Source organism: Streptomyces sp. Y309, assembly GCF_056712025.1.
On sequence record NZ_CM160048.1, the window covers coordinates 1,933,452 to 1,958,824 of the forward strand.

Below are 25,373 nucleotides of genomic sequence, written 5' to 3' on the forward strand. Positions count from 1 at the left end.
GCGAGCCAGTGCGGTGGTGAAGGTCTCCCGGCGCGCCCTTTCGACCTGAGGAAGGGCGACCGGGGACTGTCGCCGGCCGCCGCGGTCCCAGTCTGTTCCGTACCTCCCCATGGATTCCGTCCGGCGGCGCGTACGCATGTTCCGCCAGTCGCGCGCCGTCGGACGGCAGCAACTCCCGTACCGGCAGCTGTTCCCGATCCCCCGGGGCGCCCACGCGCCCCGGGGGTTCGTCGCGTCCTGCCACGGTGTACGTCCCTCTCCCCCGCGCGACGGAGACGGTCCGGCGTCCGAGCTGACGTTCTCCGCGCGGCCGGGCGGAAGAGTAAGTGCCATGACGAAGACCGCAGTTCAGACGACCGCAGCACAGACGACCGCAGTTCAGACGACCGCGGCTCACGAGAGCCGGATCTGTACCGCCACGGGTGAGGACACCGGCTGGGGCACGGGCCCAGGCACCGGCACCGGCACCGAGCGCCCCGTCCCCCGCTGGGCCGAGCGCGTCGCCCACGTCATCCCGCTCATCCTGCTCCCCCAGTGCCTGTGGCGGCTGCCGTTCGCGTTCGGGTTCGACATGGGGTCCGACGCCGGTTCGATCGGCAGTCTGTGGATCTCCGTCCCGTACATCTTCGGGCTGAGCCTGTTCACGGAGGCGCTGGCGCTGCTGGGCTTCGGGCTCGTGCGCGGGTGGGGCGAGGTGGTGCCGGGCTGGATTCCGCTCCTCGGCGGACGGCGCCTGCGCCCCGTCGCCGCGCTGATCCCCGCGACGCTCGGCGGCCTGGGCGCGACGGTCCTGTTCGGCCCCTTCACGCTGGGCGCCCTCGGCCTCGGCCCGTCCTTCGGCGAGTTCGACAACGGTGCCTGGGAGCTGCTGTTCCGGGCCTGCGTCCTGCCGGTCGGCCTGTGGGGCCCGCTGGTCCTCGCCCTGACCGTGCACTACTGCGTACGCCGCCGCCGGTCCTGAGCACGCGCGGCGAGCCCTTCCGTGAGGACGTCCACGGCGAACGCGAACCGCGTGCCGGCGTCGTCCGGAGCCAGCTCCGCGATCCGCGCCAGGTGCGGAAGCCCGTCGGCGTCGGACGTCCGCAGCCACGGCGGCGGGTGGGCCTCCAGGTCGGCCGCTTCCAGATGCACGGGCGGACGGTCCCGCGGCGCGTCCTCGAACTCCACGAAACCGACGACGAGGCGGATCGTCTCCATGCAGGCGCGGTAGGCGTCCTGGTCGGACAGGCCGACGGCGACGAAGAAGCCGATCAGGGCGTCCACGTTGCGGAGCATCGCCGGGTGAGTGGCCAGGGTGATGTTCTCGCTCAGGGCGAGGGTGGTCATGCCCGGGTGCCGGCGGTAGTGGGCGCGCAGGTCCGCGCAGAAGGCGCGCAGGGCGGCGCGCCAGGCGTCCGGCGCCGGGTCGAGGGCCGGGGGGCGCCAGGCCTCCTGGAAGATCTCGGCGGCGACCGTGATCAGGTCCCGCCGGTCCTCGACGTAGTTGTACAACGCCCTTGGGGAGACTCCCAGTTCGGCGGCGAGGGCACGCATCGTCAGCTCGGCGGGGCCGTGTCGGCCCAGAAACGCGAGGGCCGCCTCCCCCACGCCCTGCCGGGTCAGGGTGGCCCGCCCCTTCCGATGGGTGGGCCGTTGCCGTGTCGCGCCGCTCATGCCTCGAGGCAAACGCGCGTTGGAGTCGTCGATGTCCCGTCTCTCCGGGCTCGTCATGGACGTCGGTCCGCTGCGCGATCCCGGCCTTCGCGGGGCGCCCCAGTCCCGCCCCTTCCCGAAACCATGGGCTCCGCCCCTGGACCCCCGGGGGTGGGTGTCCCCTTCGGGTGGGACAGTCCGCCCCCGATCGGCCTGCGGCCTCGTCCTCAAACGCCGGACAGGCTGAAAGGTGCCGGTCTGTTGGCCAGCCGACGGGAAGTAGGGGCGGGTGGGTGGGAGAGAGCCCGTCGAGGGGGTCCCCCTGCTCCTTAAGAGCTTGGGGGAGATTGAGGACGAGGCGCGAAGCGCCGACCGGCGGAGGACCGTCCCACCCGCACGGGACGTCAACGCCGACCGAACTCCTACGCGGCGGTCGGCTTCCTGGCCGAACTGACGGGCCCCGCACGGGCGGTGACGACCGGGGGCCTGGTGTGCGTGGTCGCCACGCTCGCGGTGGCTGCGGCCTTCCCGTCGCTGCGGGACGCGCGGCTGACCGCCCCGGCGGACGGCGCCGCACGCGAGGAGGCCCCCGCACCGGAGTCCAACTCCGGTGCGGGGGCCTCCCCTTGAGCAATGCCTCGTACGCCGCCGCGAACTACGTACGTACCGCTACGCCTTCAGCGTGTTGATCGAGCTCGGCGCGTGCCACGGCTCCGTGGCGATCTCCTCGAACTCGGTGACATCGCTGATGTCCGCCGTGCGGCTCATGGAGATGTTGGTGATCCGCTCCAGGATCGCCTCGACGACGACCGGCACCCGGTACTCCTGCGCCAGCTTCTTGGCCTCCTCGAAGGCGGCGCCGAGCTCGTTCGGGTCCGTCACGCGGATCGCCTTGCAGCCGAGGCCCTCGGCGACCTTGACGTGGTCGACGCCGTAGACGCCGAGCTCGGGCGAGTTGAGGTTCTCGAACTCCAGGTTGACCTGGAAGTTGATGTCCAGGCCGAGCTGCGCCTGGCGGATCAGGCCCAGGTAGGAGTTGTTCACCAGGACGTGGACGTAGGGGATGCGGTGCTGGGCGCCGACGGCCAGCTCCTCGATCATGAACTGGAAGTCGTAGTCGCCGGAGAGGGCGACGACCTGGGCGTCCGGGTCGGCCGTGGCGACGCCGAGGGCGGCGGGGATCGTCCAGCCGAGCGGGCCCGCCTGGCCGCAGTTGATCCAGTGCCGCGGCTTGTAGACGTGCAGCATCTGGGCGCCGGCGATCTGGGAGAGGCCGATGGTGGTGACGTACCGCGTCTCCGGGCCGAAGGCCTTGTTCATCTCCTCGTAGACGCGCTGCGGCTTCATCGGGATGTCGTCGAAGTGGGTGCGGCGCAGCAGTGTGGACTTGTGCTCCTGGCCGCGCGCGATCCACTCGCCGCGGTCGGGCAGCTCGCCCGCGGCCTTCAGCTCCCGTGCGACCTCGACGAAGAGTTCGAGCGCCGCCTTGGCGTCGGACGCGATGCCGTAGTCCGGCGCGAAGATCTTGCCGATCTGGGTCGGCTCGATGTCGACGTGCACGAACGTGCGGCCCTCGCGGTACACGTCCAGTTTGTAGCCGGTGTGGCGGTTGGCCCAGCGGTTGCCGATGCCGAGCACGAAGTCGGACTCCAGGAACGTCGCGTTGCCGTAGCGGTGCGAGGTCTGCAGGCCGACCATGCCGGCGTTCAGCTCGTGGTCGTCCGGGATGGTGCCCCAGCCCATCAGGGTGGGGATGACCGGAGTGCCCGTCAGTTCGGCGAATTCCACGAGGAGTTCGGAGGCGTCGGCGTTGATGATGCCGCCGCCCGCGACGATCAGCGGCCGCTCGGAGTTCAGGAGCATGCCGACGGCCTTCTCGATCTGGGCGCGGCTCGCGACCGGCTTGTAGACCGGCAGTGGCTGGTACGTCTCCGGGTCGAACTCGATCTCGGTGAGCTGGACGTCGATGGGCAGGTCGACGAGGACCGGTCCCGGGCGGCCGGAGCGCATCAGGTGGAAGGCCTGCTGGAAGACGCCGGGGACCTGCGCGGCCTCCAGGACCGTGACGGCCATCTTCGTCACCGGCTTGGCGATCGAGGCGATGTCGACGGCCTGGAAGTCCTCCTTGTGGATCACGTTCGTGGGCGCCTGGCCCGTGATGCACAGGATCGGGATCGAGTCACCGATGGCGGAGTAGAGGCCGGTGATCATGTCGGTGCCCGCCGGGCCCGACGTGCCGATGCAGACACCGATGTTGCCCGGGTGGGTGCGCGTGTACCCCTCGGCCATGTGCGAGGCGCCCTCGACATGGCGGGCGAGCGTGTGATCGATGCCGCCGCCTTCCTGCAGCGCCTTGTAGAAGGGGTTGATCGCGGCCCCCGGCACGCCGAACGCGTTGGTGACGCCCTCGCGCTTGAGGATCTCGACTGCCGCGCGGGCAGCGGTCATACGAGCCATTGAGTTCTCCTGCTTCGGCTGGCGAATTCGGGCTCCCGTCGCGCCCCGCGGTGAGCTGTGAATTCCGGTCCTGCTTCCGCGCCGCGGGCCGCCCTCGCGAGTGACTTCCACATTGCGGAAATTATGTTCTGCTATATGGAAGCAATGTAGGCGGGTGAGCGAGGACCGTCAAGGGATCCGGGGGCCTGCTCCAGCTCAAAATGGCGTATCGGGATGGCTGCTTTCCGTACGACGATGAGCTCCCCGTACGACGATGGGTCCCCGTACGAAGAGGGGTCGCGTACGAAGAGGGGCCCCGCACGACCGACGGGCCCCGGCGGACATGGAGCGGACACGGAACACGGACGGGCGGCGGTGCGGAACGATGGCGACGGACGACGTCCTGGTGCGGTGCCCGGTGTGCCGTCACGAACAGGCCTACGCTCCTCCGGCGTTCCCCTGTCCCTGCGGCGCGCCCGTCGTCCCGCCGGTCACGCACGGCGCCGCCACCCCGCTCACCCACCGGACCCGGGCGGACGCCTGGGTGGCGGTGCGGTGCGCCGCCTGCGGGCGGACGGCGGACTGGCCGCGGCCGGAGCTGGGGTGCGCGTGCGGGACGGTGCTGCGGGTGCCGGTGGCGCGGGACGGTGCGGGCGGGCCGGTGGCACCCGCGTCCCGGGCCGGGTTCCGTCCCCTGCCCGTCCGTGACGCCCGCGACGCGGTGACCACGGCGGCCCTGTTCCTGCGCTGGCTCGGCTACGAAGACGTACGCGACGCGGGCCCCGACGAGGAGCGCCCGCCGTCGGGCGCCCGGCTCACGGCGCTCGGGGTGGTGGCGCAGGTCGAGCCGACCGTGCGTCCGGCCTCACTGCGGGACGTCGAGTGCGCCTGGCTGACGGCCATGACGCGCGCCGCCACGTGCGTGTGCTTCGCCCTCTGCGACTTCACACCCCCGGCCCGCACCCGCGCCGACGAACTCAACGTGGCCCTGTTCCGCATAGACCTGACGGGCACGCCGGAACCCCTGAACACCGCGGCGGACGAACTGACAGCAACAGGCGCGTAGGCAAAGGGCGGGCGGATGGGGGAAAAATCCGCCGCGCAGCGGCGGCACCGAACACGCTCACCGGGGCCCGCGGCCAAACCTCTCCCGCAGCTCCACCTTCCGCACCTTCCCCGACACCGTCATCGGAAAGCTCTCCAGGATCCGCAGCCCCGCCGGGACCTTGTAGTGGGCGAGCTGCCCCGCGCAGAAGCCCCGCAGTTCCTCCAGCGTCAGCGTGTCCCCCGCGTCCCGCAGGATGACGCAGGCCAGCGGCACCTCGCCGTAGCGCTCGTCGGGCACCCCGACGACCTGCACGTCGGCGATCTTCGGGTGCCCGTACAGAAACTCCTCGATCTCGCGCGGATAGACGTTCTCGCCACCCCGGATGATCATGTCCTTGATGCGTCCGACGATCTGGACGTACCCGTCGTCCCGCATGACCGCGAGGTCCCCCGTGTGCATCCAGCGCCCGGAGTCGATGACCTCGGCGGTCCGCTCCGGGTCGTCCCAGTAGCCGAGCATCACGCTGTAGCCGCGCGTGCACAGCTCGCCGGACTCCCCGCGCGGCAGCGTCACCCCGCTCACCGGGTCGACGACCTTGACCTCGATGTGCGGCAGGACCCGCCCCACCGTGCCGGTGCGCCGCTCCAGGTCGTCGTCCATGCGGGTCTGGAGGGACACGGGCGAGGTCTCGGTCATGCCGTAGCAGATGGAGACCTCCTCCATGTGCATCTCGGCGACGACCCGCTTCATGACCTCGACGGGGCACGGCGACCCGGCCATGATCCCGGTCCGCAGCGACGACAGGTCGTACGTGGCGAAGTCGGCGAGGTTGAGCTCTGCGATGAACATCGTGGGCACGCCGTACAAGGACGTGCAGTGCTCACGCTCCACGGCGTGCAGCGTGGCCACCGGATCGAACGACGGCGCCGGGATCACGACGCACGCGCCGTGCGAGGTGGCGCCGAGGTTCCCCATCACCATGCCGAAGCAGTGGTAGAAGGGCACGGGCAGGCACACCCGGTCCTGCTCGCCGTAGCCGACGGTGCGCCCCACCCAGTACCCGTTGTTGAGGATGTTGTGGTGGGAGAGCGTGGCGCCCTTGGGGAAGCCCGTGGTGCCCGAGGTGTACTGGATGTTGACCGGGTCGTCACAGCTCAACTCGGCCTCGCGGGCCGCGAGTTCGCCGTCTCCCACGGTCCGCGCCGCGTCGAGCAGCGCGTCCCAGGACCCGTCCCCGATGTAGTGCACGGCCCGCAGCGCCGGGCACTCGCCGCGGACCTCGTCGACCATCGCGCGGTAGTCGCTGGTCTTGTGCCGCTGGGTGGCGACGAGCAGCGAGACGCCCGACTGCTTCAGGACGTACGCCAACTCGTGGGCGCGGTAGGCCGGGTTGATATTCACCATGATGGCGCCGACGCGCGCGGTGGCGTACTGCACCAGGACCCACTCGGCACAGTTCACGGCCCAGATGCCGACCCGGTCGCCCTTGCCGACGCCGGAGCCGATCAGACCGCGCGCCAACTGCTCGACAGCAGCGCCGAATTCGGCGTATGTCCAGCGGGTGCCCGCCGCGACGTCGACGAGCGCGTCCCGGTCCGGCCAGGCGGCGACGGCCCGGTCGAGGTTCTGCCCGATGGTGTCGCCGAGCAGCGGCGTCTTGCTGGTGCCGTGCGCGTACGACAGCGCGGCGCCGCCGGGCGCGCCCTCGGAACCCGCCGGACTCACCGAACTCACCGTCGTACTCACCGGAAGTCCTCCTCGCGGTACTCGGCGCCGGACCCCTTGGCCGTCGCCTCACGCAGCTCGATGCGGCGGATCTTGCCGGACACGGTCTTGGGCAGCACACCGAACTCCAGGCGGCGCAGGCGTTTGTACGGGGCGAGCACCGCCCGCGAGTGCTCGAACAGCAACTTCGCGGTGTCGGGGCCGGGTTGGTAGCCGTCGGCGAGCACCACGTACGCCTTGGGCACGGCGAGACGCACCGGGTCCGGGGCGGGCACGACCGCCGCCTCGGCCACCGCCTCGTGCTCGAGCAGCGCGCTCTCCAGCTCGAACGGCGAGATCTTGTAGTCGGAGGCCTTGAAGACGTCGTCCGATCTGCCCACATAGGTCAGGTATCCGTCGGCGTCGCGCGCGCCGATGTCGCCGGTGCGGTAGTAGCCGTCCGCCATGGCCTCGGCGGTGCGCTCCGGGTCGCCGTGGTAGCCGGTCATCAGGCCGACGGGGGCGGCGGACAGGTCGAGCGCGATCTCGCCCTCCGCGGCGCCCGGCTCGCCCGTCACCGGGTCGAGCAGCGCGACGGCGAACCCGGGCGTCGGCCGCCCCATCGACCCGGGCTTCAGCTTCTGCCCGGGGGTGTTGGCGACCTGCACGGCCGTCTCGGTCTGCCCGAAGCCGTCCCGGATGGTCACGCCCCAGTCGCGCCGCACCTGCTCGATGACCTCGGGATTCAGCGGCTCACCGGCCGCGACGACCTCACGCGGGGGCGTGCGGAGCTGGGTGAGGTCGGCCTGGATGAGCATGCGCCACACGGTGGGCGGTGCGCAGAAGCTGGTGACGCCCGCCCGGTCCATCTCGGCCATGAGCCGCCCCGCGTCGAAGCGCGTGTAGTTGTGGATGAAGACGGTCGCCTCCGCGTTCCACGGCGCGAACAGGTTCGACCAGGCGTGCTTGGCCCAGCCCGGCGAGGAGATGTTCAGATGCACGTCGCCGGGCTTGAGCCCGATCCAGTACATCGTCGCCAAGTGGCCCACGGGGTACGACACATGGGTGTGCTCGACGAGCTTGGGCCGGGCGGTCGTGCCGGACGTGAAGTACAGCATGAGCGGGTCGTCGGCGCGGGTGACGCCGTCGGGCGTGAAGTCGTCGGGGGCGGTGTCGACGCCCTCGTACCGAATCCACTCGGCGGAGGGCGCGTCGGCGGCACCGGAGGTACCGGCGGCACCGGAGTCGGGGTCCTCGACGGCGGGGGCGCCCACGACGATGCGGGTGTAGTCCCCGGGCACGTCCGCGAACTTCGCGGTGTCCTCGGCGCGCACCACGACGTGCCGGGCCCGGCCGCGCTCGACGCGGTCGCGCAGATCGGCCGCGCCGAGCAGCGGCGTCGCCGGGATCACCACGGCGCGCAGCTTCATCGCGGCGAGCGCGACCTCCCACAACTCGGCCTGGTTGCCGAGCATCACGACGACGCGGTCCCCGGCGCCGACGCCGAGCGCGCGCAGCCAGTTGGCGGCCCGCGCGGAGCGCCGCGCGAGCCCCGCGAAGGACCGCCGGGTCTCGGTGCCGTCCTCCTCGACGATGTGCAGCGCCGTGCGGTCGTTGCCGTCGGCGATCACGTCGAACCAGTCGAGCGCCCAGTTGAAGTGCGCGGGCCGCGGCCAGGCGAAGCCCTCGTACGCGGCCGTGTAGTCCTCCCGGTGGCGCAGCAGGAAGTCCCGTGCCGCACGGAAGTCCTCCGTGCGGCGGTCCTCGGTGCGACAGTCCTCCGTACGGCGATCCTCCGCGCCGCCGCCCGTTCCGGTCGTCGTCATCTGCACCCCTCGCATTCCGCTCAACCCCGCTCGTCCGTACCATCGTGTAATTCGTGATGCAGGTCTCACTACCCCCGGACGGGGGTGGTGTCCCCCGAGGGGGCACGGGACCGGGAGCTGAAGGGGCGCGCGTGACGGCTGCGGACGGCGGTGAGGCGGCGGAGGTACGGGCCGCGCTGCTGCGGCTGCGCCGCGGCACGGGGCTGCCCGTGGCCTTCGGCGGGCTCGTGACCAGCGCGGACGGCGCCTCGCGGGTGCGCATCGCCGAGCTGAGCGGGACGGCCACGCACTCCCTGAACGGCCTCGCGATCTTCGCGGGCCACGGGCTCGGCGGCAAGGCCGTCGCCCTCGCCCGGCCCTGCGCCGTCACGGACTACAGCACGTCCCGGCAGATCAGTCACGAGTACGACGCCGCCGTCGGTCTTGAGGGCCTGCGGGCGGTGCTCGCGGTGCCGCTGGTCGTACGCCGACGGGTGCGCGGCCTGCTGTACGGCGCCCTGCGCACCGCCCTTCCGCTCGGCGACCGGACACTCGCCGCGGCCGTCGCCGCCGCCCGGGACGTGGAGCAGGCACTCGTCGTCAGGGACGAGGCGGCCGCGCTCGCGGCGGCGGCCCGGGAGACGGTCGCGGACCTGCCCGAGCGGCGGTACGGCTGCGGCTCCGGGGACGCGGCGTGGGAGCGGGTGCGGGAGGCCCACGGGGCGCTGCGCGCGCTGGCCCCGCGCATCGGGGATCCCGCGCTGCGGGAGGAACTCCTTGCGGTGAGCGACACATTGACGGCCGCGGCGCTCGCGGCGGGGTCGGCCGCGGCGAGCGCTCCGGGCGCGACCGCTCCGGGTGGCTCCGCCAGGACCGGCTCCGGCGTGCGCCTCGCCCCGCGCGAGGTGGACGTGCTCGCCTGCCTCGCCGGCGGCGCCACCAACGCGGCGGCCGCGCACCGCCTCGGCCTGCGCCCGGAGACGGTGAAGGGGTATCTGCGGTCGGCCATGCGGAAGCTCGGCGCGCACACGCGCTGGGAGGCGGTGGTGGCGGCGCGGCGGGCGGGGTTGCTGCCGTAGCGGGCCCCGGGGCCTTGGGCGTCGGCGTGACCGCCGTGCCGGTTCTGGCCGCCGTGCCGGTTCTGGCCGCTGTGCCGGTTCTGGCCGCTGTGCCGGTTCTGCTGCCGAGGCCGCGCGCGCACGGTTCAATGGCCCGCACAAGCCACACCTGAGACACGCCTGAGGGAGGGGGGACCCACATGGTGTCCACCGACAGACTGCTGGCCTTCGCGGCGATGTCGGCCCTGGTGATCGTGATCCCGGGGCCGAGCGTCCTGTTCGTGATAGGCCGCGCCCTTGCGCACGGCCGCCGCACCGCCGTGGCGACGGCCCTGGGCAACGTCGCGGGCTCGTACCTCATGATCGTGGCGGTCGCCTTCGGCCTCGGCTCGCTGGTCGAGCGCTCGGCGGCGGTGTTCCTGGCGGTGAAGCTCGCGGGCGCGGCGTACCTGGTGTTCCTGGGGGCGCAGGCGTTCCGGCACCGCAAGGAGATGAAGGCGGAGGCGATGTGCGCGGCGGGTGCGGGCACGAAGTCCGCGCGCGGCGACGCCCGCACGGTCCTGGACGGCGTCCTCGTGGGCCTCACCAACCCGAAGGGCATCGTGTTCGCGGCGGCGGTGCTGCCGCAGTTCGTCGACCACTCGGCGGGCCATGTGCCGTTCCAGATGCTGCTGCTCGGCCTCGTACCGATCAGCATCGGCCTGGTCACGGACACCCTGTGGGGCCTGACGGCGTCCGCGGCACGCACCTGGTTCGCCCGCTCGGACCGCAGGCTCGCCCTGATCGGCGGGGCGGGCGGGTGCACGATGATCGGGCTCGGGGTGACGGTGGCGGTGACGGGCCGGGCGGACTGAGGCTGTCGGTGTCCTACTGAGACTGTCGGCGTCCTACGCGGCGTCGACAACCGCCCCGAACCCGACGTCGTACGAAACCGCGTCGGCCGCGAGCAGCCGCGCCGTGCGCTCCGCCTCCGCGGCGACCGCATCGCGCCGGGCCTTCGTCAGTGTCCCGAACGGCTCCACGGTGAGCCGCGCCGCGCCGTCCTTGGACTCCTCCAGGCGCCAGACCCCGGCGAGGAAGCCGTCCACGAGGAAGACGCAGAAGGGCTGATTCGCCTTCCAGGTACGGGACTTGTACGCCTCGGGCACGACGCGGGTGCGGTCGGCATGGGACAGCAGGAGGTTGTCGTACTCGGGCAGGAACCGGGGCGGGGCCGGGGTGTCCGGGTCGGGGCGGGGGGCGTCGGGCAGGTCGAAGAGTTCGACGCCGTGCTCGTCGCGGAACGTACGCAGCCGGGGCCGCAGCCGCTCGAAGGCGGCGCGCAGCCGGGTCAGACCGGCCCAGGTCTGCATGTCCTTGACGGAGGCGGGCCCGAAGGCGGCGAGATAGCGCAGGACGGTGGCGTCGAGGGCGGCGGGGGCTTCGGCGTGGGCGGCGGGGGCGGCGGCTCCGGTGTGGGCGGTGGCTTCGGCGAGGGGGCGGCCGAGCCAGTGCTCGGCGGTGGTGAGGGCGACCTGGCCGCTCTGCCGCCACAGGCCGCGCGGCGTGACCTGGACCAGCGGGAGCCGGGCACGGGCGGCGATGCCGAGGGACTGCGGGTCGGCGCCCGGCCAGTGCCGCAGGAGTTCGGCGCGGAGCTGGGCCGGGGTGCGGGGCTCCTCCTCGACGTACGCCCTGGCCAGCGCGGCGAGCCGGTCCAGGTCCACACCGGCGAGGCCGCCCCGGAACATGCGCAGCTCGCGGTCGATGGCGGGCTGCGTCAGCGGCCGCAGCGTGAGCATGTCGTCGGCGGTGAGGGTGTGGACGGTGGACCGCATGGTGACGGCACGGACCGCCGCGCGCTCGCTCATCAGCCCCGAGAGCTCCTCCGGTGCGAAGTCGGCGAGGCGCGCGGCGAGGGCGTAGTACGGGGGTTTCACGTTCTGCGCCTGGAGCCCGACGAGGTGGGTGAGGGCGGCTTCGGCGGACATCTCCGCGCGGCGCAGGAGGAGCTGGCGGGCGAGGGTGGCGCGGTTGAGGGCGCGGGGGCTGAGCGTCGGCGGGGGCGCCGGGGTGGACGGGGACGCCGCGGTGGACGGAGTCGACGGGGTCGCCGCGGTGGGCGTCTTCGCTCTCGACGGGGTCTTCGTCATGCCCCGCACGCTAGCGCCCGTTGCGGACAGATACGGTCCGCAAAAGCCCGCACGCCGCGGTCGCGCCCGCGTAATCTGCCGCATATATCCTGCTCCGGGGCCGCACGGCGCAGGTCTGAGCGGCCCCGCAGAAGTCGACCGAACCATCACGGAAGGGCTGGCTGCCGGTGACTCCGGAGCGACGAACACACCGCCCACAGCAGACGCGCAAGCACTCCTGGCGGCGGGCGTCCTCCCAGTCCGCGTCCGCGCCGGGCGGGCAGCCGCCGGCCGACGCGTCGCGGCCCCACGCCGAGCAGTCCCCGGCCGCCGCGGCCGCCCCGAGCGTGGTCCAGGCGGCGGTGTACCGCGACGGCGTGCGCGTCTCCTCCCCCACCTCCCTCGCCGCGACCTTCCGTGAACTGCGCGCGCGGCCCGACGGCATGGCGTGGATCGGCCTGGCCCGCCCGACGGAGGCGGAACTGCTGTCCCTGGCGGCCGAGTTCGACCTGCACGAGCTGGCGGTCGAGGACGCGATGGAGGCCCACCAGCGCCCCAAGCTGGAGCGGTACGGCGAGACGCTGTTCGTCGTCCTGCGCGCGGCCCGCTACCTGGACGCCCCCGAGGAGGTCGACTTCGGCGAGCTGCACGTGTTCGTCGGCGCCGACTTCGTCATCACGGTCCGGCACGGCGCGGCCCCCGACCTGTCGGCGGTGCGCCACCGCATGGAGGAGGACCCGGAACTCCTGCGGCTCGGCCCGGAGGCGGTCCTGTACGCCATCCTGGACGCGGTCGTCGACGGCTACGTCCCCGTCGTGTCCGGCGTCCAGAACGACATCGACGAGATCGAGACCGAGGTCTTCAGCGGCGACCCCGCGGTGTCGCGCCGCATCTACGAACTCTCCCGCGAGGTCGTCGAGTTCCAGCGCGCGACCCGCCCCCTGGTGAGCATGCTGCACGGCCTGATGGCGGGCTTCGCGAAGTACGGCACGGACGAGGAACTCCAGCGCTACCTCCGCGACGTGGCCGACCACGTCACCCACACCAGCGAACGCGTGGACGGCTTCCGCCAGGCCCTCACCGACATCCTCACGGTCAACGCCACGCTGGTCACCCAGCAGCAGAACGCGGAGATGCGGGCCCTGGCGGAGGCGGGCTTCGAACAGAACGAGGAGATCAAGAAGATCTCCTCCTGGGCCGCCATCCTCTTCGCCCCCACCCTCGTCGGCACGATCTACGGCATGAACTTCGACTCCATGCCCGAGCTGAACTGGACCCTCGGCTACCCCTTCGCCATCCTCCTGATGGCCGTGGTCTGCGTGAGCCTGTACTTCATCTTCAAGCGGCGGGACTGGCTATAGGTCCTTCAGGTTGTAGAAGTGGATGGGTGTGTTCGGTGTGAAACCGATACGCGGGTATACGGGGGCCCCGGCGGCGGTCGCGTGCAGAGTGGCGCGGGTCAGCCCGGTGGCCCGGGCGCCCTCGTGCAGCGCCTTGCGCGTGACCGCCTCGCCGTAGCCCCTGCGCTGCCACTGCGGGTCGGTGGCGACGAAGGCGACGAAGAGGCGGCCCTGCGCTTCGACCGTCGCGGCGCACGCCACCGGAACGTCGCCTCGCATGCCCAGGTAGGCGTACATCTCGCTCTTCCAGCGCGCGGATCCGACCAGGCCCTCGCGGCCTTCCTCCAAGGGGAAGCCGTAGGCGCGTGATTGGAGGTCCGCGTAGGCCCGCAAGTGCTCGTCGGTGCGCACACGTACGAACGTCAGGTCGGGGTGGACCGGGTCGGGGATGGGCAGCAGGTCTCCGGCCATGCCTCTGCCGGGGAAGGCGTACTGCAGGCCGGCCCACTCGGCCGCCGGGGCCAGCCCGGTGCGAGCCTCGTCGTCGAGAAGGTCCTCGAAGAGCCACAGGAAGCCCGGGTGCTTCTTCGCACGCATGATGTCCGCTGCCTGGCTCAGACGTTGCGCGACGAGCTCGGCTCCTGCTCCCGCGTCGGTCAGGGTGATGCAGTTCCAGAACGAGAATCGGCTGTCCGCCCAGCGGACGGCGATGCCGGGGAGGTCGCGTACATCCGCGTCCGCGTCGCGGTCGAGCACCATGGCGCGCCAGGCCACGGTGAGCTGCTGTGCCGATTCGATGGATTCGGTGAGATCAGTCATCAGATGATGCCTTCGAACTGTTTGTCCTCAGTGGGAGAACTGGAGCGGGGCACGTGGTAGGAGTCGCGTCCGAAGCGCCGCCACAGGGCGGCGATGAGGAAGGCCACCACTACGGCGACGGGGGTGTAGTTGAAGGTGGTGGCGGTGATCGGGCTGCTCTGCGGCAGCAGGAACAGCACCGTGACCGCACCCGCCCACACCACCGCCACCCAGCCGATCGGCCGGCTCCAGCGGCCCAAATGCCAGGGCCCTGGGGTGAATCGGTCGCGGTGGAGCAGCCGCAGCAGCACCGGAATGGCATAGGCCGAGGTGAATCCCACGGCCGAGATGGCGGTCACCGCCGAGAACGCCGTATTGGAATACAAGGACGGCAGCGCGAGCACGAACGCCACGGCGACCGCGAGCCAGACCGCGTTGGCGGGGATGGCGGTGCGGGGGCTGACCTTCTTCCAGAGCCCCGATCCGGGCAGGGCACCGTCCCGGGCGAAGGCGTAGATCATCCGGCTGGCGCTGGCGGTCACGGTGTAGCCGCACAGGAACTGGGCCACGATGATCACAAGGAGCAGGGCCTTTGCCGCCGCCTCGCCCAGCGCGTCCAGAAGGATCTGTGCCACCGGTACGCCGGTCGGGCCGGCCAGGGTCGTGGCGTAGTCCTGGATGGCGAACAGCAGGGTGAGCAGCAGGATGCCGCCGGCGATCCAGGACACCGCCACCGAGCGGAAGATCCCGCGGGCCGCGGCGACGGAGGCATGGTTCGTCTCCTCGCTCAAGTGGGCCGAGGTGTCGTAGCCGGCCAGGGCGAAGACCGGCAGCAGCATGCCCAGCAGGATCACGTAGACCGGGACGCCCCAGCCCGTGTTGTTGGTGAACTCCGTGAAGACGAAGCCGGCCGACTGGTGGTCGGAGGGCACGAACGCCAAGGCGCCGATGATGACGACGGCGCCTGCCAGGTGCCACCACGCGCTCACGGACGTCAGGATGTTCATCAGCCGGGTGCCGAAGAGGTTCAGGACCGCGTGCAGCGCGAGGATGACCGCGTACAGGAGCAGCAGGGATTCCGGGGTCGGCGTGTAACCGAACTGCAGGTTCATCCACGCGGCGGTGAACGTCGCGATGCCGTAGTCCTGGGCGGCGATTCCGCCGAGCAGGCCCAGGAGGTTGAGCCAGCCGGTGTACCAGCTCCACCGCTCGCCTCCGAGCTGGCGGGCCATGTAGTACAGGCCGCCGCTGGTGGGGTAGCGGGAGGTGATCTCCGCCAGGGCCGCGGCCAGGCACAGCACCAGCGGCCCGACAGCGAGCCATCCCCACATGATCACCCCGGGGCCTCCCGAGTTCAGGCCGAAGCCGAACAGCAGCAGGGTCCCCGACATGATCGATATGACCGACAGGGAGGCGGAGAAATTACCGAAAGCCCCCATCCGGCGGTGCAGTTGCTGGGTGTAGCCCAGCGATTGGAGGATGCGCGCGTCCTCCCCGTCGTCGTTGACCGGGTTCGGCCGCTGGCGCCGTGCTCTTACCGAAGTCATTGGTTCTCCGCACAGGAAAGCTGAAAGTGAGGGGCGGTCATGGGTGTTTTCCCGTATGCCGCGGGTGGGATCTCAGGCAGGCGACGCGGTCCTCCTCGAATGCCTTCCGCCACTGGTCCTCCGGGTACCGGGCGTCGTACTGCCACGGGGCAGGAGTGGCGAAGTCGCCGATGGCGTCGAACACTTCAGTGGCCCATTGAGGGAAGCCACCCCTCGCCAGGGCGTATGCGAGGTAGTTCAGATCCAGCTGGGAACTGGTGGCCGGATCGCACTTCTGGAACCAGCCCTCGAATGCCTGCGTGACGGCTCGGGTGCTGTCCTCCCTGGTCCACAGCAGGCTCAGCATGACCTCGGCCCCTCTGTCCCGTCGCTCCCGGTGCTCCTGCACACGGGCGTAGAGAGGCAGCAGGAGCAGGGGCGAGTCGGGCGGCGCGAAAGAGACCGTCCAGCGGGCGAAATCCGTCGCGACCGCCTGGCGGCCCGCCGGCCCCGGGTGGGCCTGGAGCGCCTGGGACATGCGGTGCCATGCCTCGCGGTTGAACGGATCCCGTCGGTGCACCTCCCCAAGGAGGCCCCAGGGCCCGTAAGGCAGCAGATACTCATGGGGCGGCGGAGCCACGTGATGCTCCGAGTAGCGTCCTGTCGTGTCCGTTTCGGCCAGGGCCAGGCGGCAGATCCAGGGCACCGCGTCGTCGGGATTCCCCTCGCCCGCCTTGTGGCACGCGTCCCGGGCCCGGGCCACCAGTTTCTCCAGGTCCTGTGCCTTCCGGGAGTCACGCGCCCATTGCCTTCGGTGGGCCTGCAGCACCCGTTCGGTGGCGACCCTGGCGTACATCACCCGGGCAGCGAGGCTCTCCGGTTCCTCTTTCAGCCACAACTCCACGACGTTGGCCTGAGCTGCGACGATCCCCAGCACCTGGGTACGGGACGTCCACTGCGGCCAGTTGCCCGTCCGGGCCAGCACCTGCCGCATCTCCATCCAGTAACCCGCCTGAATGTCCTGCACCGCCGCATAGAGGTCCGTGTCACGGCCGGCCGGGTTCGAACTCGCCATCAGCGCCCCTCTCGGCCGGCCCGGCACAGGGCGGGTGAGCACGACACCGAACGGTGTGCACTGGCGGCCATAAGCAGAAGGACCCTCGGGGCAGTTGGGACGGGTGGCACGGTCATGCAAAGGACAGCGGTGCGGGCCGACGAGCGGGGCGGAGACGGCCGGTGGCGCATAACCCGGCCGGCGGCTTGCGCTCTTGGCCGGTAGTGAGTGCCTGACAGGTACTTAAGTGCCTGGAGAGGCGCATGACCAGAGAATCCCAAGATTGTTCGGTTGCTCAGATGCAGGTTTCGGCCATGCGGCAGGCGAGCGTCGCCATCCGTGACCGAACCCGCCTGCCGCGGCACCCAGACGGTGCGCCGCCGGGGCTCGGACGCTCGCAGCCACGTGCTCGTGGGCATGTGGAGCAGGGCCGCCACCCTGAGCGGAAGCGGGCGGGACCCTGGGTGTGCGGGCGGACCCCTGGTGTGACAGTGGACGGTTGAAACGAGCCAGATCAGCCGTACGGTCCGACGAGGGAACGCACCGGGGCCACCGCCACTCGATGGCAGGACACCGTCAACTAGCTTGTGGGACAGGCGAGTTGCATGCGGGACAGGCAAGTTGAGGCATCCTGTTGGCGCGCAGGTGCCGTGCGGGGCACTGCGTTCAGGCGTGCACGGGTGCGCCGGTGGCGGCCTTCCGGACGCGGATCATTCGGCCAGTTCGGTGCGGTCGTCACTGGCTGTGAGCAGACGATGTCATGGGCGGAAGTGCGCGCAGATCCGGGCGAAGCGGTCCCTGGTCTCTCCCGGCGCACGCACACACTCACCAAATGCAGCCGAGCGCGGCCATGAGTTCGGCTCGACTCTGAGCGCGCGTCTTACGGAATACCTCCTTCAGGTGGTCGTTGACCGTGTACGGGGAAATGCCCAGCTCGTTGGCGACCTGCCGACAGGTGCGGGCGTTTCTGAAGTGTTCGACGATGTGACGTTCACGGGGCGTGAGCCCGTACCAGGCAGTGAACGCGGACATCAAGACGTCTCCGGTGGCTGCCTGCACGACCACGGCTGTGGCACCGGTGCTCGCGTCGGTGTGTTCCGGCCGGGCGATCTGGCCGGAAGAGGGGGTCGCCCCTTCAGGGAGTGGGCCTGTGTCCGGCGGGCCGAGGGGCTGCGCGTGCAGCGCCACCCATCGCCCGGCGTGCGCGGCGGGCACGCAGACCACAGGCCGTTCGCCGGGCCGGGCGCTCACGGGCGACGATTCCTCGCCGGCCAGGGCAGCTGCCGCCCATTGGGCGGAGGAGAGCCATTCGGACGCGCCCGCCGTTCGGAGCTCCCGCAGCCAGTCCTGCGCCTGGGGGGTGATGCCGCGCACCGTGTGGTCGGCGTCCACCAGGATGACGCCGGGCTGCGGCGAGGGCGCGGGCAGCAATCCGGCTGCCTGCACGTAGGCTCGCAGACCGGCGACGAGCGCGGGCGTGAGCGCCACGGCCCGGTCCGCGTCGTCGTCCGTGAAGAGCCGTCCGCCCTTCTCGCGGAACAGGCACAACGCCCCCCAGTAGTACTGACGGTCACGCAGCAGTACGCGCAGCTCGCATCCGGCCCCGTGCTCCCGAAGAATGCCGCGGGCCCGTCCCGCCCCGGCCGTCACGTCGTAGGAACCTTGCGCGGTGTGCTCCTGGTCGGCGCGCACCATCGCGACAGGTACCCGCTGCCGCGCGAGGTCCACCGGACGCATCGGGTCGTCGCCGAAGTAACAGTTGAGCATGATCGCACGGGCCAGTTCGCGCGGATAGCGGTGCCAGAATCCGAAGGAAATGGTTCCGGTCGAGGGGTTCAGGCCCACCAGGTTCATCGCGTCATGCGGTATCCACGAGCCGACCTGGCGCGAGATGACTTCCCCCATGGCCTCACGGGACAACGGCACGCGCACGGCGACTGCAAGTCGACGCGTGATTTGGTCGAGATCCCACATCACGCCGTCAAGCGTAGGGCCACCGGCTCCAGAGTGTGCCCAGTCGCCGCCGCCTGCTGCGCCTCGACGCGGCAGCGGGCCTGCGGGGGCTCGTGGTCACGGCTGCGTACGGGGTCGACAGCAGGCTGTGTGCTCGGGCTCGGAGCACTTCACCATCCAGATCCCAGGGAGAAATCCGACCATCCGCGGGGACGACGATGGCCATAAACAGAGGAGTCAAGTACCCACCTCTGCGGGGAGGATCTACTGGTCCTACACACTTGACTCAGGAGCATCACATGACACAGCGCGCCCTCCGGAGCCGACGTGCCGCCACACTTCTCGTCGCGACCGCGACCGCGTCCCTGGCCGTCGGCCTGGTCGCGTCGCCCGCGAACGCCGCGGCTTCCTGGGAGTCGATACCGGTTCCCGAGAACTACGTGAACATGTCGCTGCTGCCTTTCGACAGCCAGAACGCGTACGCCACGACGAAGAGCACGTGCGTAGAGTGCGGCCCCGTCGCGGCGAAGCTGTGGCAGCGGTCCGGCAGCGCCTGGAAGGAACTGAAGCCGCCCACCGACGTCGCGCTGGGCACGCTGGCCGGTACCGGACCCAACGACCTGTGGGCGATCGGCCGGAAGGACATCGGCGACAGCGTCTGGCACGTGCACCGCTACGACGGCACCAAGTGGTCGTCCGACCTCACCCCCGACACCAGGCGCGTGGAGATTCTCGACGCCGAGGCAGTCGACAGAAACAGCCTCTGGGGCGCGGGCAACACGCGGAACAGCGACTTCAATCCGACCGTCACCCACTGGGACGGCCAGAAGTGGAACACCAAGACGTTCACCGACATCGACGGAAGCTTCGAGTCCGTGGACGTGCGGTCCGCGAACGACATCTGGGCCGTCGGCTATCGCTCCGTGAGCGACGAGGTGGCCGACTACCAGCCGCTGGCCATGCGTTATGACGGCACCAAGTGGAGCGAGGTGCCGCTTCCCGCAACGCCGGGCAAGATCAACATCCTGCGTGAGGTGCTCAGCAACGGCCCGAACGACGTGTGGGTCTCCTCCGACGACTACGTGTGGCACTGGGACGGCGCGACCTGGACGAGGAGGGACCTCCCCACCTCCGGCTTCGTCACGTCGTTCGCCAACCACGGCGGTCGGATCTACGCCGGCGTACAGCCCGGCAAGTACGGCGACCCGAAGCTGATGCGCTGGAGCGGCACTTCGTGGGTGGCCGACCCCTCGCTCACCAACGGCACCAGGGTCACGCAGCTGACCACGACCCCGGACGGCGCACTGTATGCCCTGTCCCAGAACGGCGGGTCCGAGAACTATCTCTCCCGCCTCGCCCCGCCGGCCGCTCGCTGACCCGTAAGGCCGCACACGCCGACGTGCGGGGGGGGCAGGCACCTCACCTCGTCCCCCGCGACGTCTCCCCCGTTTCCCTCACCCGCCGGTCGTGCCGCAGGTCGTCGAAGAGCCGGGCCGACCGCTTGGCGTCCCACTTCAGTACGTTGCCCTTGGGTGTGGGGACGCCGATGCCGGACACGGGCACGTTGATCTGCTTGCCGCGTCCGCCGGCGACGCTCTGCATGGCGCGGAACATGCTGCTGAGGTCGCGCAGGCTCATGTCCTTGTCGACGATGAGTGTGTCGAGCGCGGCCTGCATGGCGGGGCCGATCTCCAGCGGGTCGAAGAGGGTGGCGGGGCGGGCGGCCTGGTGGGCGAGGGCGGAGAGGAACTTCTGCTGGTTCCTGGAGCGGCCCAGGTCGCCCTCCTTCTCCTGGTGGCGCTGGCGTACGAAGGCGAGTGCCTGCTCGCCGTTCAGGGTCTGGCAGCCCTTGCGCAGGTCGGCGCCCGACTTCTTGTCCTTGATGTCCCGGTCCAGGCACATGCGTACGCCGCCGATGGCGTCGACGATGTTCACGAACCCGGCGAAGCCGATCTCCGCGTAGTGGTCGATGCGAAGGCCGGTGTTCTTCTCGACGGTGTGGACGAGGAGTTCGGGGCCGCCGTAGGAGAACGCGGCGTTGAGCTTGTCGCCCTCGGGGTGTTTGGTCTTGCCCGTCGTCGTGTCGAGGCGGCCGGGCACGGTGACCCAGGAGTCGCGCGGCAGGCTGACCATGCTGGTGCCGTGCGCGCCGGTGTGCAGCAGCATCATGGAGTCGGTGCGGCGCCCGCCGCCCCCGCCGGCGTGCAGGTCCTTCACGTCGTCCTCGGAGAGTCCGTCGCGGCTGTCCGAGCCCACGATGAGGTAGTTGGTGCCCTCGCCGGGCGGCGGCCGGTGCCCGTACGCGCCGAGGTCGACGTCGCGGTTGAGCCGGGTCTCGGCCCAGCCGTACATGGCGCCCGCCGCGACGACCACCACGGTCAGCAGGGCGAGCACCGCCCGCCGCAGCCGCCTGCGCTTCTTCGGCTGCCGGGCGTGGGCGCGCCGGGGCCCGTAGCGGGAGCTGGGGCGTTGGTTGAACCGCTCGACGTGCTCGCGCGCGGCGGAGCCTTCCGGGGCCGGGTCCGGGGCCTGGTCCGGCGTGGTCAGCTCCGGGTCCGGCATGGTCAGCTCCGGATCCGGCGTGGTCAGCTCCGGGTCCGTCATGGTCAACTCCCTTGCAGGCTGCGCCGCGCCTGTTCGGGCGGCGCTTGGAGCAGATACGGGTCGGCGGTTCCGGTGCGCTTCATGCTGTGCCACTTCAGGCGGCTGCCGAGGAGCGCGGTGGTCACGGAGTGAATGACCACCAGGTACATCAACTGCCGGTAGACGAACTGCTGGAGCGGCAGCGCCCACAGCACGCGCAGCCGTTCGCGGTCCAGACGCAGCGCGTACGCGGCGGTGGCCACCTGGACGGAGAGGAAGCCGAACCAGACGAGGGCGGCCTCCACCGGGTCGCGGAACAGCGCCCCGAACAGGGCGAACAGGTCCACGACCGGTGCGCACAGCGGCAGCACGATCTGGAACAGCGTGACGTAGAGCAGCACGCGCCGGCCGAAGCGTCCGGCGGGGCCGACCTCCCTCACCGCGCGTCGGTGCTTCCACATCGACTGCAGGGTGCCGTAGCACCAGCGGTAGCGCTGGCGCCACAACTGCCGCACGGTAGTGGGCACTTCGGTCCAGGCGACCGCCGACTCCTCGTAGACCACGCGCCAGCCGGCCCGCCAGAGCGCCATCGTGAGGTCGGTGTCCTCGGCCAGGGTCTCGTCACTGACGCCGCCGACGCCCATCAGCGCGTCCCTGCGGAAGGCGCCGATCGCCCCCGGCACCGTCGGCATGCACTCCAGGACCTCGAACATCCGCCGGTCGAGGTTGAAGCCGAGGACGTACTCCAGGTGCTGCCACTTGCCCATCAGGCTGCGCCGGTTGCCGACCTTGGTGTTGCCGCTGACCGCGCCGACCGCCGGGTGGGCGAGCGGCTGGATCAGGCGGGCAAGGGCCTCGGGTTCGAAGATGGTGTCCGCGTCGACCATGACGACGATGTCGTACCGGGCGTGCGCCAGGCCGGTGTTGAGGGCGCTGGGCTTGCCGCCGTTGGGCTGGCGGATCACCGTGACGCGCGGGTCGTCGATGCCCTCGGCGATGTCGGCGGTGGCGTCGCTCGAGCCGTCGTCGATCACGATGATCTGCAGGTGCGGGTGGGTGGAGGCGAGCAGCGAGTACACGGTGCCCGCGATGCCGGCCTCCTCGTTGTACGCGGGCACCAGCACCGTCACCGGCTCCCGCACCTCCCGCAGCCGTGGCGCGCCGGGCCGGTATCGGTGCAGCCTGCGCACATGCAGCCGGGCGAACACCGCGAACAGCAGCATCCGCAGGACGCCGAGCACGCCGGTGAGGGTCAGCGTCCACACCATCACGGTGAGGAAGGCGTGCCCGAGGCGCTGCGTCCAGATCAGGCCCTCGCCCTTGATCTCCTGGGTGACCGGCACCTCGTCGACGAAGGAGGGACGGCCAAGTCCGCCGCTGACGGTGGTGAACCGCTTGACGCTGCGGTCCCGCAGCAGCTCCTCGGCCTCGCGGTAGCCCAGGTCGGTCTGGCTGTGCTGCGTCACAAGACCCCGCCACGGCTTACGGGTCTTGCGGTCGGAGGCGACCACCAGGTAGCCCTGCGCCGCCGCGCGCTTGGCGGCCGGCCACTGGGCGCCGCAGAGCGTGTCCGCGGCCGTGGTGTGCGGCAGCCGCAGCAGAGTGGTGTTGATGCCGGCCGCACCCGCCAGAGCGGTCTGGGTGAGCGACAGTTCCAGACGCGCGCGCAGCGGCGAGGCGACACCGAGGTCGCCGCCGCTGTAGGTGTACGAGCCGATCTCGTGGCCCTCGTACAGGATCCGCCGCATCAGCTCCGGATGCCTGGCCGCGTCCTTGCCGTACACGAAGAAGGTCGCCCGCGCGTGGTGCCTGCGCAGCAGGTCGAGCAGGCGCGGCGTCCACTTCGGATCGGGCCCGCCGTCGAAGGTGAGCGCGACGGTCCCCGGCGCCATGCCCGCGGTGTCGACCCCCTGCGGGCCGAACCGCAGCAGCGGCTTCCCGTCGTCCGCCTCACGCGGAATCGGCCGCGTGCACGGCGGCTTGGAGCGGGCGGCATCCACCTGGTGGGTCGTCCAGCCCTCGAAGAGGAGGGCCACGACGACCACCAGGAGGACCAGCAGAAGGACGAGCCAGTGTCCGCGCGGCGGGCGGCGGACAGCGGCACGCCGCCTCACTGCTTCGGGCCTCCGGCCGGCGGGGCGGATCTGTGGGGGCCCTGCTGCGATGTGCCGGTGTCCGGGCCGGAAGGTGCAGGTCCGTTCGTACTCGTCGTGCTCGGCGGGTGCGTGCCGACGGGCTGGCGGAGCCCGCTGATCAGCATGCCGACGAACAGCAGATACCCGAGGCAGGCGCAGCCCACGGCCAGCGCCAGGCCTTGCAGCGTCCGCCTGCGCCAGCCCGACTCGTCGATGAAGACGGGAGGTTGGGGCGCGGCGGCGTCCTGGGGACGCCGCGCCGCCGGGATCACGCGAGGCACCGTGTACCGCTCCCCGCGGGCAGGGGGTACGGACGACATTCGCCCGTCGTGCGGTGTGCCGGCTATGTGGGGGATGCCCTGCACTGCTGCTCCTGATCTGCGGCCGCGCACGCGCGACTCTTTGTGTGTGGGGGACCTCCGACCCTACTCGGGCACCCGGGTGGCACGGCAACAGGATGTCCTGGTCTTCGCCATCGCGACGAGAAAAACTCCCGCCCGACGGCACCGTTCCGCCGTCAGCGCCCGCCGAAGCGCTCCCGCAGTTCCCTCTTGAGGATCTTCCCGCTGGCATTGCGCGGCAGCGCGTCCACGAACACCACGCGCTTGGGCGCCTTGAAGGAGGCGAGCTGCTCGCGTGCGTGGGCGATGAGTTCGGATTCGGTGACGTCTGCGTCTCCGTCGCGTACGACGACGGCGGTGACGGCCTCGATCCAGCGCTCGTCGGGCAGGCCGATCACCGCGGCCTCGGCGACGGCCGGGTGGGTGTAGAGCGCGTCCTCGACCTGGCGCGAGGCGACGAGCACTCCCCCGGAGTTGATGACGTCCTTCACCCGGTCGACGACGGTGAAGTAGCCCTCCGCGTCGCGCACGGCGAGGTCGCCCGAGCGGAACCAGCCGTCGCGGAACGCCTCGGCGGTCTCCTCCGGCTTGTCCCAGTAGCCCTCGCACAACTGCGGTGAGCGGTAGACCACTTCGCCCTGGGTGCCGTCCGGCACCTCCTTGCCCGCCTCGTCGACGACCCTCGCCTCGACGAACAGGACGGGCCGTCCGCAGGAGTCCATCCGGCCCTCGTGCTCCTCGGGGCCGAGCACCGTGGCGAGCGGGCCGATCTCGCTCTGGCCGAAGCAGTTGTAGAAGGCGAGGCCGGGCAGGTGTGAGCGCAGCCGCTCCAGGACGGGCACCGGCATGATCGACGCGCCGTAGTACGCCTTGCGCAGGGCGCTCAGGTCGCGGGTGGCGAACTCGGCGTGGTGCGACAGGCCGATCCACACGGTGGGCGGCGCGAACAGGCTGTCGGCGCGGCCGGCCTCCACCAGGTCGAAGATGCGTACGGCGTCCGGCGCGTCGAGGATCGTGTTCTCGGCGCCCACCGCCAGATACGGCAGCAGGAAGACGTGCATCTGGGCCGAGTGGTAGAGCGGCAGGGAGTGCAGCGGCCGGTCGGACTCCCTCAGGTCCAGGGCGTGCACGGCGCTCATGTACTCGTGGACCAGGGCCCGGTGGGTCATCATCGCACCCTTGGGCAGGGCGGTGGTGCCCGAGGTGTAGAGGAGCTGCGCGAGGTCCTCGGCGGCCGGTTCGGGGCCGTCGTACGGAGTCGCGGCAGCCAGGCGCGCGAGGAGCGAGTCGTCGGTGTCCCTGAGCGGCAGGACGGCCGCGCCTTCGGGGAGCCTGCCTGCGATGTCGGGGTCCGCGAGGACGAGGGCGCTGCCGGACTGTTCGACGATGTACGCGAGGTCGTCGCCGGTGAGGTTCTGGTTCACCGGCACGTGGACGAGGCCCGCGCGGGCGCAGGCCAGGAAGCCGATGAGGTAGGCGTCGGAGTTGTGGGCGTAGGCGCCGACGCGGTCGCCGCGGGCCAGGCCCGTCGCGCGCAGGACGCCGGCCGCGCGCGAGACGGCGTCGTCCAGTTCGGCGTACGTCCAGGCGCGGTCGCCGTAGCGCAGGGCGGTGCGGGCGGGTGTCCGGCGGGCGCTGCGCCGGAGGACGCCGTCGACCGTGCTGCCGCGTGCGCCGGGCGTCGTCGTGCTGCCGCGTGCACTGGTCGGCGTCGCGCCATCACGTGCACCGGTCGCCGTCGCGCCCTCACGTGCATCCGCCCTGTCGCGTTCACCCGTCATGGGCGTGATCCTGTGGGTGCCGACCGGCGCCGGTCAAGGGCCGTGCGTGACGTACATCGCCCCCTCCG

Annotated in this window: 20 protein-coding genes; 7 read left to right on the forward strand and 13 right to left on the reverse strand. The window is 71.2% G+C overall.

The genetic code is table 11. The features are described 5' to 3' along the window. Nucleotides 1-331 precede the first annotated feature (331 nt). Nucleotides 332-961, forward strand: a complete 630-nt coding sequence (locus tag AC0KTA_RS07075; RefSeq protein WP_481054251.1) for a hypothetical protein — start codon at nt 332-334, stop codon at nt 959-961. Here the strand turns inward: AC0KTA_RS07075 and AC0KTA_RS07080 are convergent. Further along, nucleotides 934-1,653 (reverse strand): TetR/AcrR family transcriptional regulator, encoded by a 720-nt coding sequence (locus AC0KTA_RS07080; protein WP_481054252.1) that lies wholly within the window; start codon nt 1,651-1,653, stop codon nt 934-936. The two genes, AC0KTA_RS07075 and AC0KTA_RS07080, sit on opposite strands and share 28 nt — an antisense overlap. Nucleotides 1,654-2,103: 450 nt before the next feature. On the opposite strand from AC0KTA_RS07080, the gene AC0KTA_RS07085 reads away from it, so the two are divergent. Then, nucleotides 2,104-2,262 (forward strand): hypothetical protein, encoded by a 159-nt coding sequence (locus tag AC0KTA_RS07085; protein ID WP_481054253.1) that lies wholly within the window; start codon nt 2,104-2,106, stop codon nt 2,260-2,262. Between the two features lie 39 nt (nt 2,263-2,301). On the opposite strand, the gene gcl is transcribed toward AC0KTA_RS07085, so the two are convergent. Then, nucleotides 2,302-4,080 (reverse strand): glyoxylate carboligase, encoded by a 1,779-nt coding sequence (gcl, locus tag AC0KTA_RS07090; RefSeq protein WP_481056338.1) that lies wholly within the window; start codon nt 4,078-4,080, stop codon nt 2,302-2,304. 373 nt (nt 4,081-4,453) lie between these two features. Here gcl and AC0KTA_RS07095 point away from each other — a divergent pair, with 373 nt between their 5' ends. Next, nucleotides 4,454-5,134: a hypothetical protein gene (locus AC0KTA_RS07095; protein ID WP_481054254.1), complete on the forward strand. Its 681-nt coding sequence runs from the start codon at nt 4,454-4,456 to the stop codon at nt 5,132-5,134. A gap of 57 nt (nt 5,135-5,191) precedes the next feature. On the opposite strand, the gene AC0KTA_RS07100 is transcribed toward AC0KTA_RS07095, so the two are convergent. Further along, nucleotides 5,192-6,841 carry an AMP-binding protein gene (locus AC0KTA_RS07100; RefSeq protein ID WP_481056339.1) on the reverse strand — a complete coding sequence of 550 codons (1,650 nt, stop codon included), beginning with the start codon at nt 6,839-6,841 and terminating at the stop codon, nt 5,192-5,194. 17 nt (nt 6,842-6,858) lie between these two features. After that, a complete protein-coding gene (locus AC0KTA_RS07105) occupies nt 6,859-8,646 on the reverse strand; it encodes an AMP-binding protein (RefSeq protein ID WP_481054255.1) in 1,788 nt (595 codons plus the stop codon). Nucleotides 8,647-8,777: 131 nt separating this feature from the next. Between AC0KTA_RS07105 and AC0KTA_RS07110 the strand changes: the two genes are divergently transcribed. Continuing rightward, nucleotides 8,778-9,704 carry a helix-turn-helix transcriptional regulator gene (locus AC0KTA_RS07110; protein WP_481054256.1) on the forward strand — a complete coding sequence of 309 codons (927 nt, stop codon included), beginning with the start codon at nt 8,778-8,780 and terminating at the stop codon, nt 9,702-9,704. Nucleotides 9,705-9,883: 179 nt separating this feature from the next. After that, a complete protein-coding gene (locus tag AC0KTA_RS07115) occupies nt 9,884-10,537 on the forward strand; it encodes a LysE family translocator (RefSeq protein ID WP_481054257.1) in 654 nt (217 codons plus the stop codon). Between the two features lie 33 nt (nt 10,538-10,570). Here the strand turns inward: AC0KTA_RS07115 and AC0KTA_RS07120 are convergent, their stop codons facing one another. Then, the gene (locus AC0KTA_RS07120) at nt 10,571-11,815 is read right to left on the reverse strand and encodes a winged helix DNA-binding domain-containing protein (protein ID WP_481054258.1); all 1,245 of its coding nucleotides are present in this window, start codon (nt 11,813-11,815) and stop codon (nt 10,571-10,573) included. Nucleotides 11,816-11,982: 167 nt separating this feature from the next. On the opposite strand from AC0KTA_RS07120, the gene AC0KTA_RS07125 reads away from it, so the two are divergent. Then, entirely contained in the window at nt 11,983-13,155 is a 1,173-nt protein-coding gene (locus AC0KTA_RS07125; RefSeq protein ID WP_481054259.1) for a magnesium and cobalt transport protein CorA, read from the forward strand. Here the strand turns inward: AC0KTA_RS07125 and AC0KTA_RS07130 are convergent. From AC0KTA_RS07130 to AC0KTA_RS07145, 4 genes are all read right to left on the reverse strand, one after another. Then, complete coding sequence (locus tag AC0KTA_RS07130; RefSeq protein WP_481054260.1) at nt 13,150-13,953, reverse strand: GNAT family N-acetyltransferase; 804 nt, start codon at nt 13,951-13,953, stop codon at nt 13,150-13,152. The genes AC0KTA_RS07125 and AC0KTA_RS07130 overlap by 6 nt on opposite strands. Beyond that, nucleotides 13,953-15,479, reverse strand: coding sequence for an amino acid permease (locus tag AC0KTA_RS07135; RefSeq protein WP_481054261.1), 1,527 nt, complete (start codon nt 15,477-15,479; stop codon nt 13,953-13,955). Before AC0KTA_RS07135 ends, AC0KTA_RS07130 begins: the two co-directional genes overlap by 1 nt. Before the next feature lie 37 nt (nt 15,480-15,516). Continuing rightward, nucleotides 15,517-16,533, reverse strand: a complete 1,017-nt coding sequence (locus AC0KTA_RS07140; RefSeq protein WP_481054262.1) for a hypothetical protein — start codon at nt 16,531-16,533, stop codon at nt 15,517-15,519. An 804-nt stretch (nt 16,534-17,337) separates the two neighbouring features. Continuing rightward, nucleotides 17,338-18,486 (reverse strand): helix-turn-helix transcriptional regulator, encoded by a 1,149-nt coding sequence (locus AC0KTA_RS07145; RefSeq protein WP_481056340.1) that lies wholly within the window; start codon nt 18,484-18,486, stop codon nt 17,338-17,340. A 278-nt stretch (nt 18,487-18,764) separates the two neighbouring features. On the opposite strand from AC0KTA_RS07145, the gene AC0KTA_RS07150 reads away from it, so the two are divergent. Further along, the gene (locus AC0KTA_RS07150; protein ID WP_481054263.1) at nt 18,765-19,841 is read left to right on the forward strand and encodes a hypothetical protein; all 1,077 of its coding nucleotides are present in this window, start codon (nt 18,765-18,767) and stop codon (nt 19,839-19,841) included. Between the two features lie 43 nt (nt 19,842-19,884). On the opposite strand, the gene AC0KTA_RS07155 is transcribed toward AC0KTA_RS07150, so the two are convergent. The 4 genes from AC0KTA_RS07155 to AC0KTA_RS07170 form a co-directional block, all read right to left on the reverse strand. Beyond that, nucleotides 19,885-21,069, reverse strand: coding sequence for an LCP family protein (locus AC0KTA_RS07155; RefSeq protein WP_481054264.1), 1,185 nt, complete (start codon nt 21,067-21,069; stop codon nt 19,885-19,887). 2 nt (nt 21,070-21,071) lie between these two features. Continuing rightward, nucleotides 21,072-23,162 (reverse strand): bifunctional polysaccharide deacetylase/glycosyltransferase family 2 protein, encoded by a 2,091-nt coding sequence (locus AC0KTA_RS07160; RefSeq protein WP_481054265.1) that lies wholly within the window; start codon nt 23,160-23,162, stop codon nt 21,072-21,074. After that, nucleotides 23,159-23,503, reverse strand: coding sequence for a hypothetical protein (locus AC0KTA_RS07165; RefSeq protein WP_481054266.1), 345 nt, complete (start codon nt 23,501-23,503; stop codon nt 23,159-23,161). The genes AC0KTA_RS07160 and AC0KTA_RS07165 overlap by 4 nt, the downstream gene beginning before the upstream one ends. Before the next feature lie 197 nt (nt 23,504-23,700). Beyond that, on the reverse strand, nt 23,701-25,305 hold the full coding sequence (locus AC0KTA_RS07170) for an acyl-CoA synthetase (protein ID WP_481054267.1): 1,605 nt from the start codon (nt 25,303-25,305) through the stop codon (nt 23,701-23,703). Nucleotides 25,306-25,373 lie beyond the last annotated feature (68 nt).

Bases quoted from the DNA above. Each gene is read 5' to 3' on its own strand.
- AC0KTA_RS07075 (WP_481054251.1), top strand. From the start codon at position 332: ATGACGAAGACCGCAGTTCAGACGACCGCAGCACAGACGACCGCAGTT.
- AC0KTA_RS07080 (WP_481054252.1), bottom strand. From the start codon at position 1,653: ATGAGCGGCGCGACACGGCAACGGCCCACCCATCGGAAGGGGCGGGCC.
- gcl (WP_481056338.1), bottom strand. From the start codon at position 4,080: ATGACCGCTGCCCGCGCGGCAGTCGAGATCCTCAAGCGCGAGGGCGTC.
- AC0KTA_RS07095 (WP_481054254.1), top strand. From the start codon at position 4,454: ATGGCGACGGACGACGTCCTGGTGCGGTGCCCGGTGTGCCGTCACGAA.
- AC0KTA_RS07105 (WP_481054255.1), bottom strand. From the start codon at position 8,646: ATGACGACGACCGGAACGGGCGGCGGCGCGGAGGATCGCCGTACGGAG.
- AC0KTA_RS07115 (WP_481054257.1), top strand. From the start codon at position 9,884: ATGGTGTCCACCGACAGACTGCTGGCCTTCGCGGCGATGTCGGCCCTG.
- AC0KTA_RS07120 (WP_481054258.1), bottom strand. From the start codon at position 11,815: ATGACGAAGACCCCGTCGAGAGCGAAGACGCCCACCGCGGCGACCCCG.
- AC0KTA_RS07130 (WP_481054260.1), bottom strand. From the start codon at position 13,953: ATGACTGATCTCACCGAATCCATCGAATCGGCACAGCAGCTCACCGTG.
- AC0KTA_RS07135 (WP_481054261.1), bottom strand. From the start codon at position 15,479: ATGACTTCGGTAAGAGCACGGCGCCAGCGGCCGAACCCGGTCAACGAC.
- AC0KTA_RS07140 (WP_481054262.1), bottom strand. From the start codon at position 16,533: ATGGCGAGTTCGAACCCGGCCGGCCGTGACACGGACCTCTATGCGGCG.
- AC0KTA_RS07145 (WP_481056340.1), bottom strand. From the start codon at position 18,486: ATGTGGGATCTCGACCAAATCACGCGTCGACTTGCAGTCGCCGTGCGC.
- AC0KTA_RS07150 (WP_481054263.1), top strand. From the start codon at position 18,765: ATGACACAGCGCGCCCTCCGGAGCCGACGTGCCGCCACACTTCTCGTC.
- AC0KTA_RS07155 (WP_481054264.1), bottom strand. From the start codon at position 21,069: ATGACGGACCCGGAGCTGACCACGCCGGATCCGGAGCTGACCATGCCG.
- AC0KTA_RS07165 (WP_481054266.1), bottom strand. From the start codon at position 23,503: ATGTCGTCCGTACCCCCTGCCCGCGGGGAGCGGTACACGGTGCCTCGC.
- AC0KTA_RS07170 (WP_481054267.1), bottom strand. From the start codon at position 25,305: ATGACGGGTGAACGCGACAGGGCGGATGCACGTGAGGGCGCGACGGCG.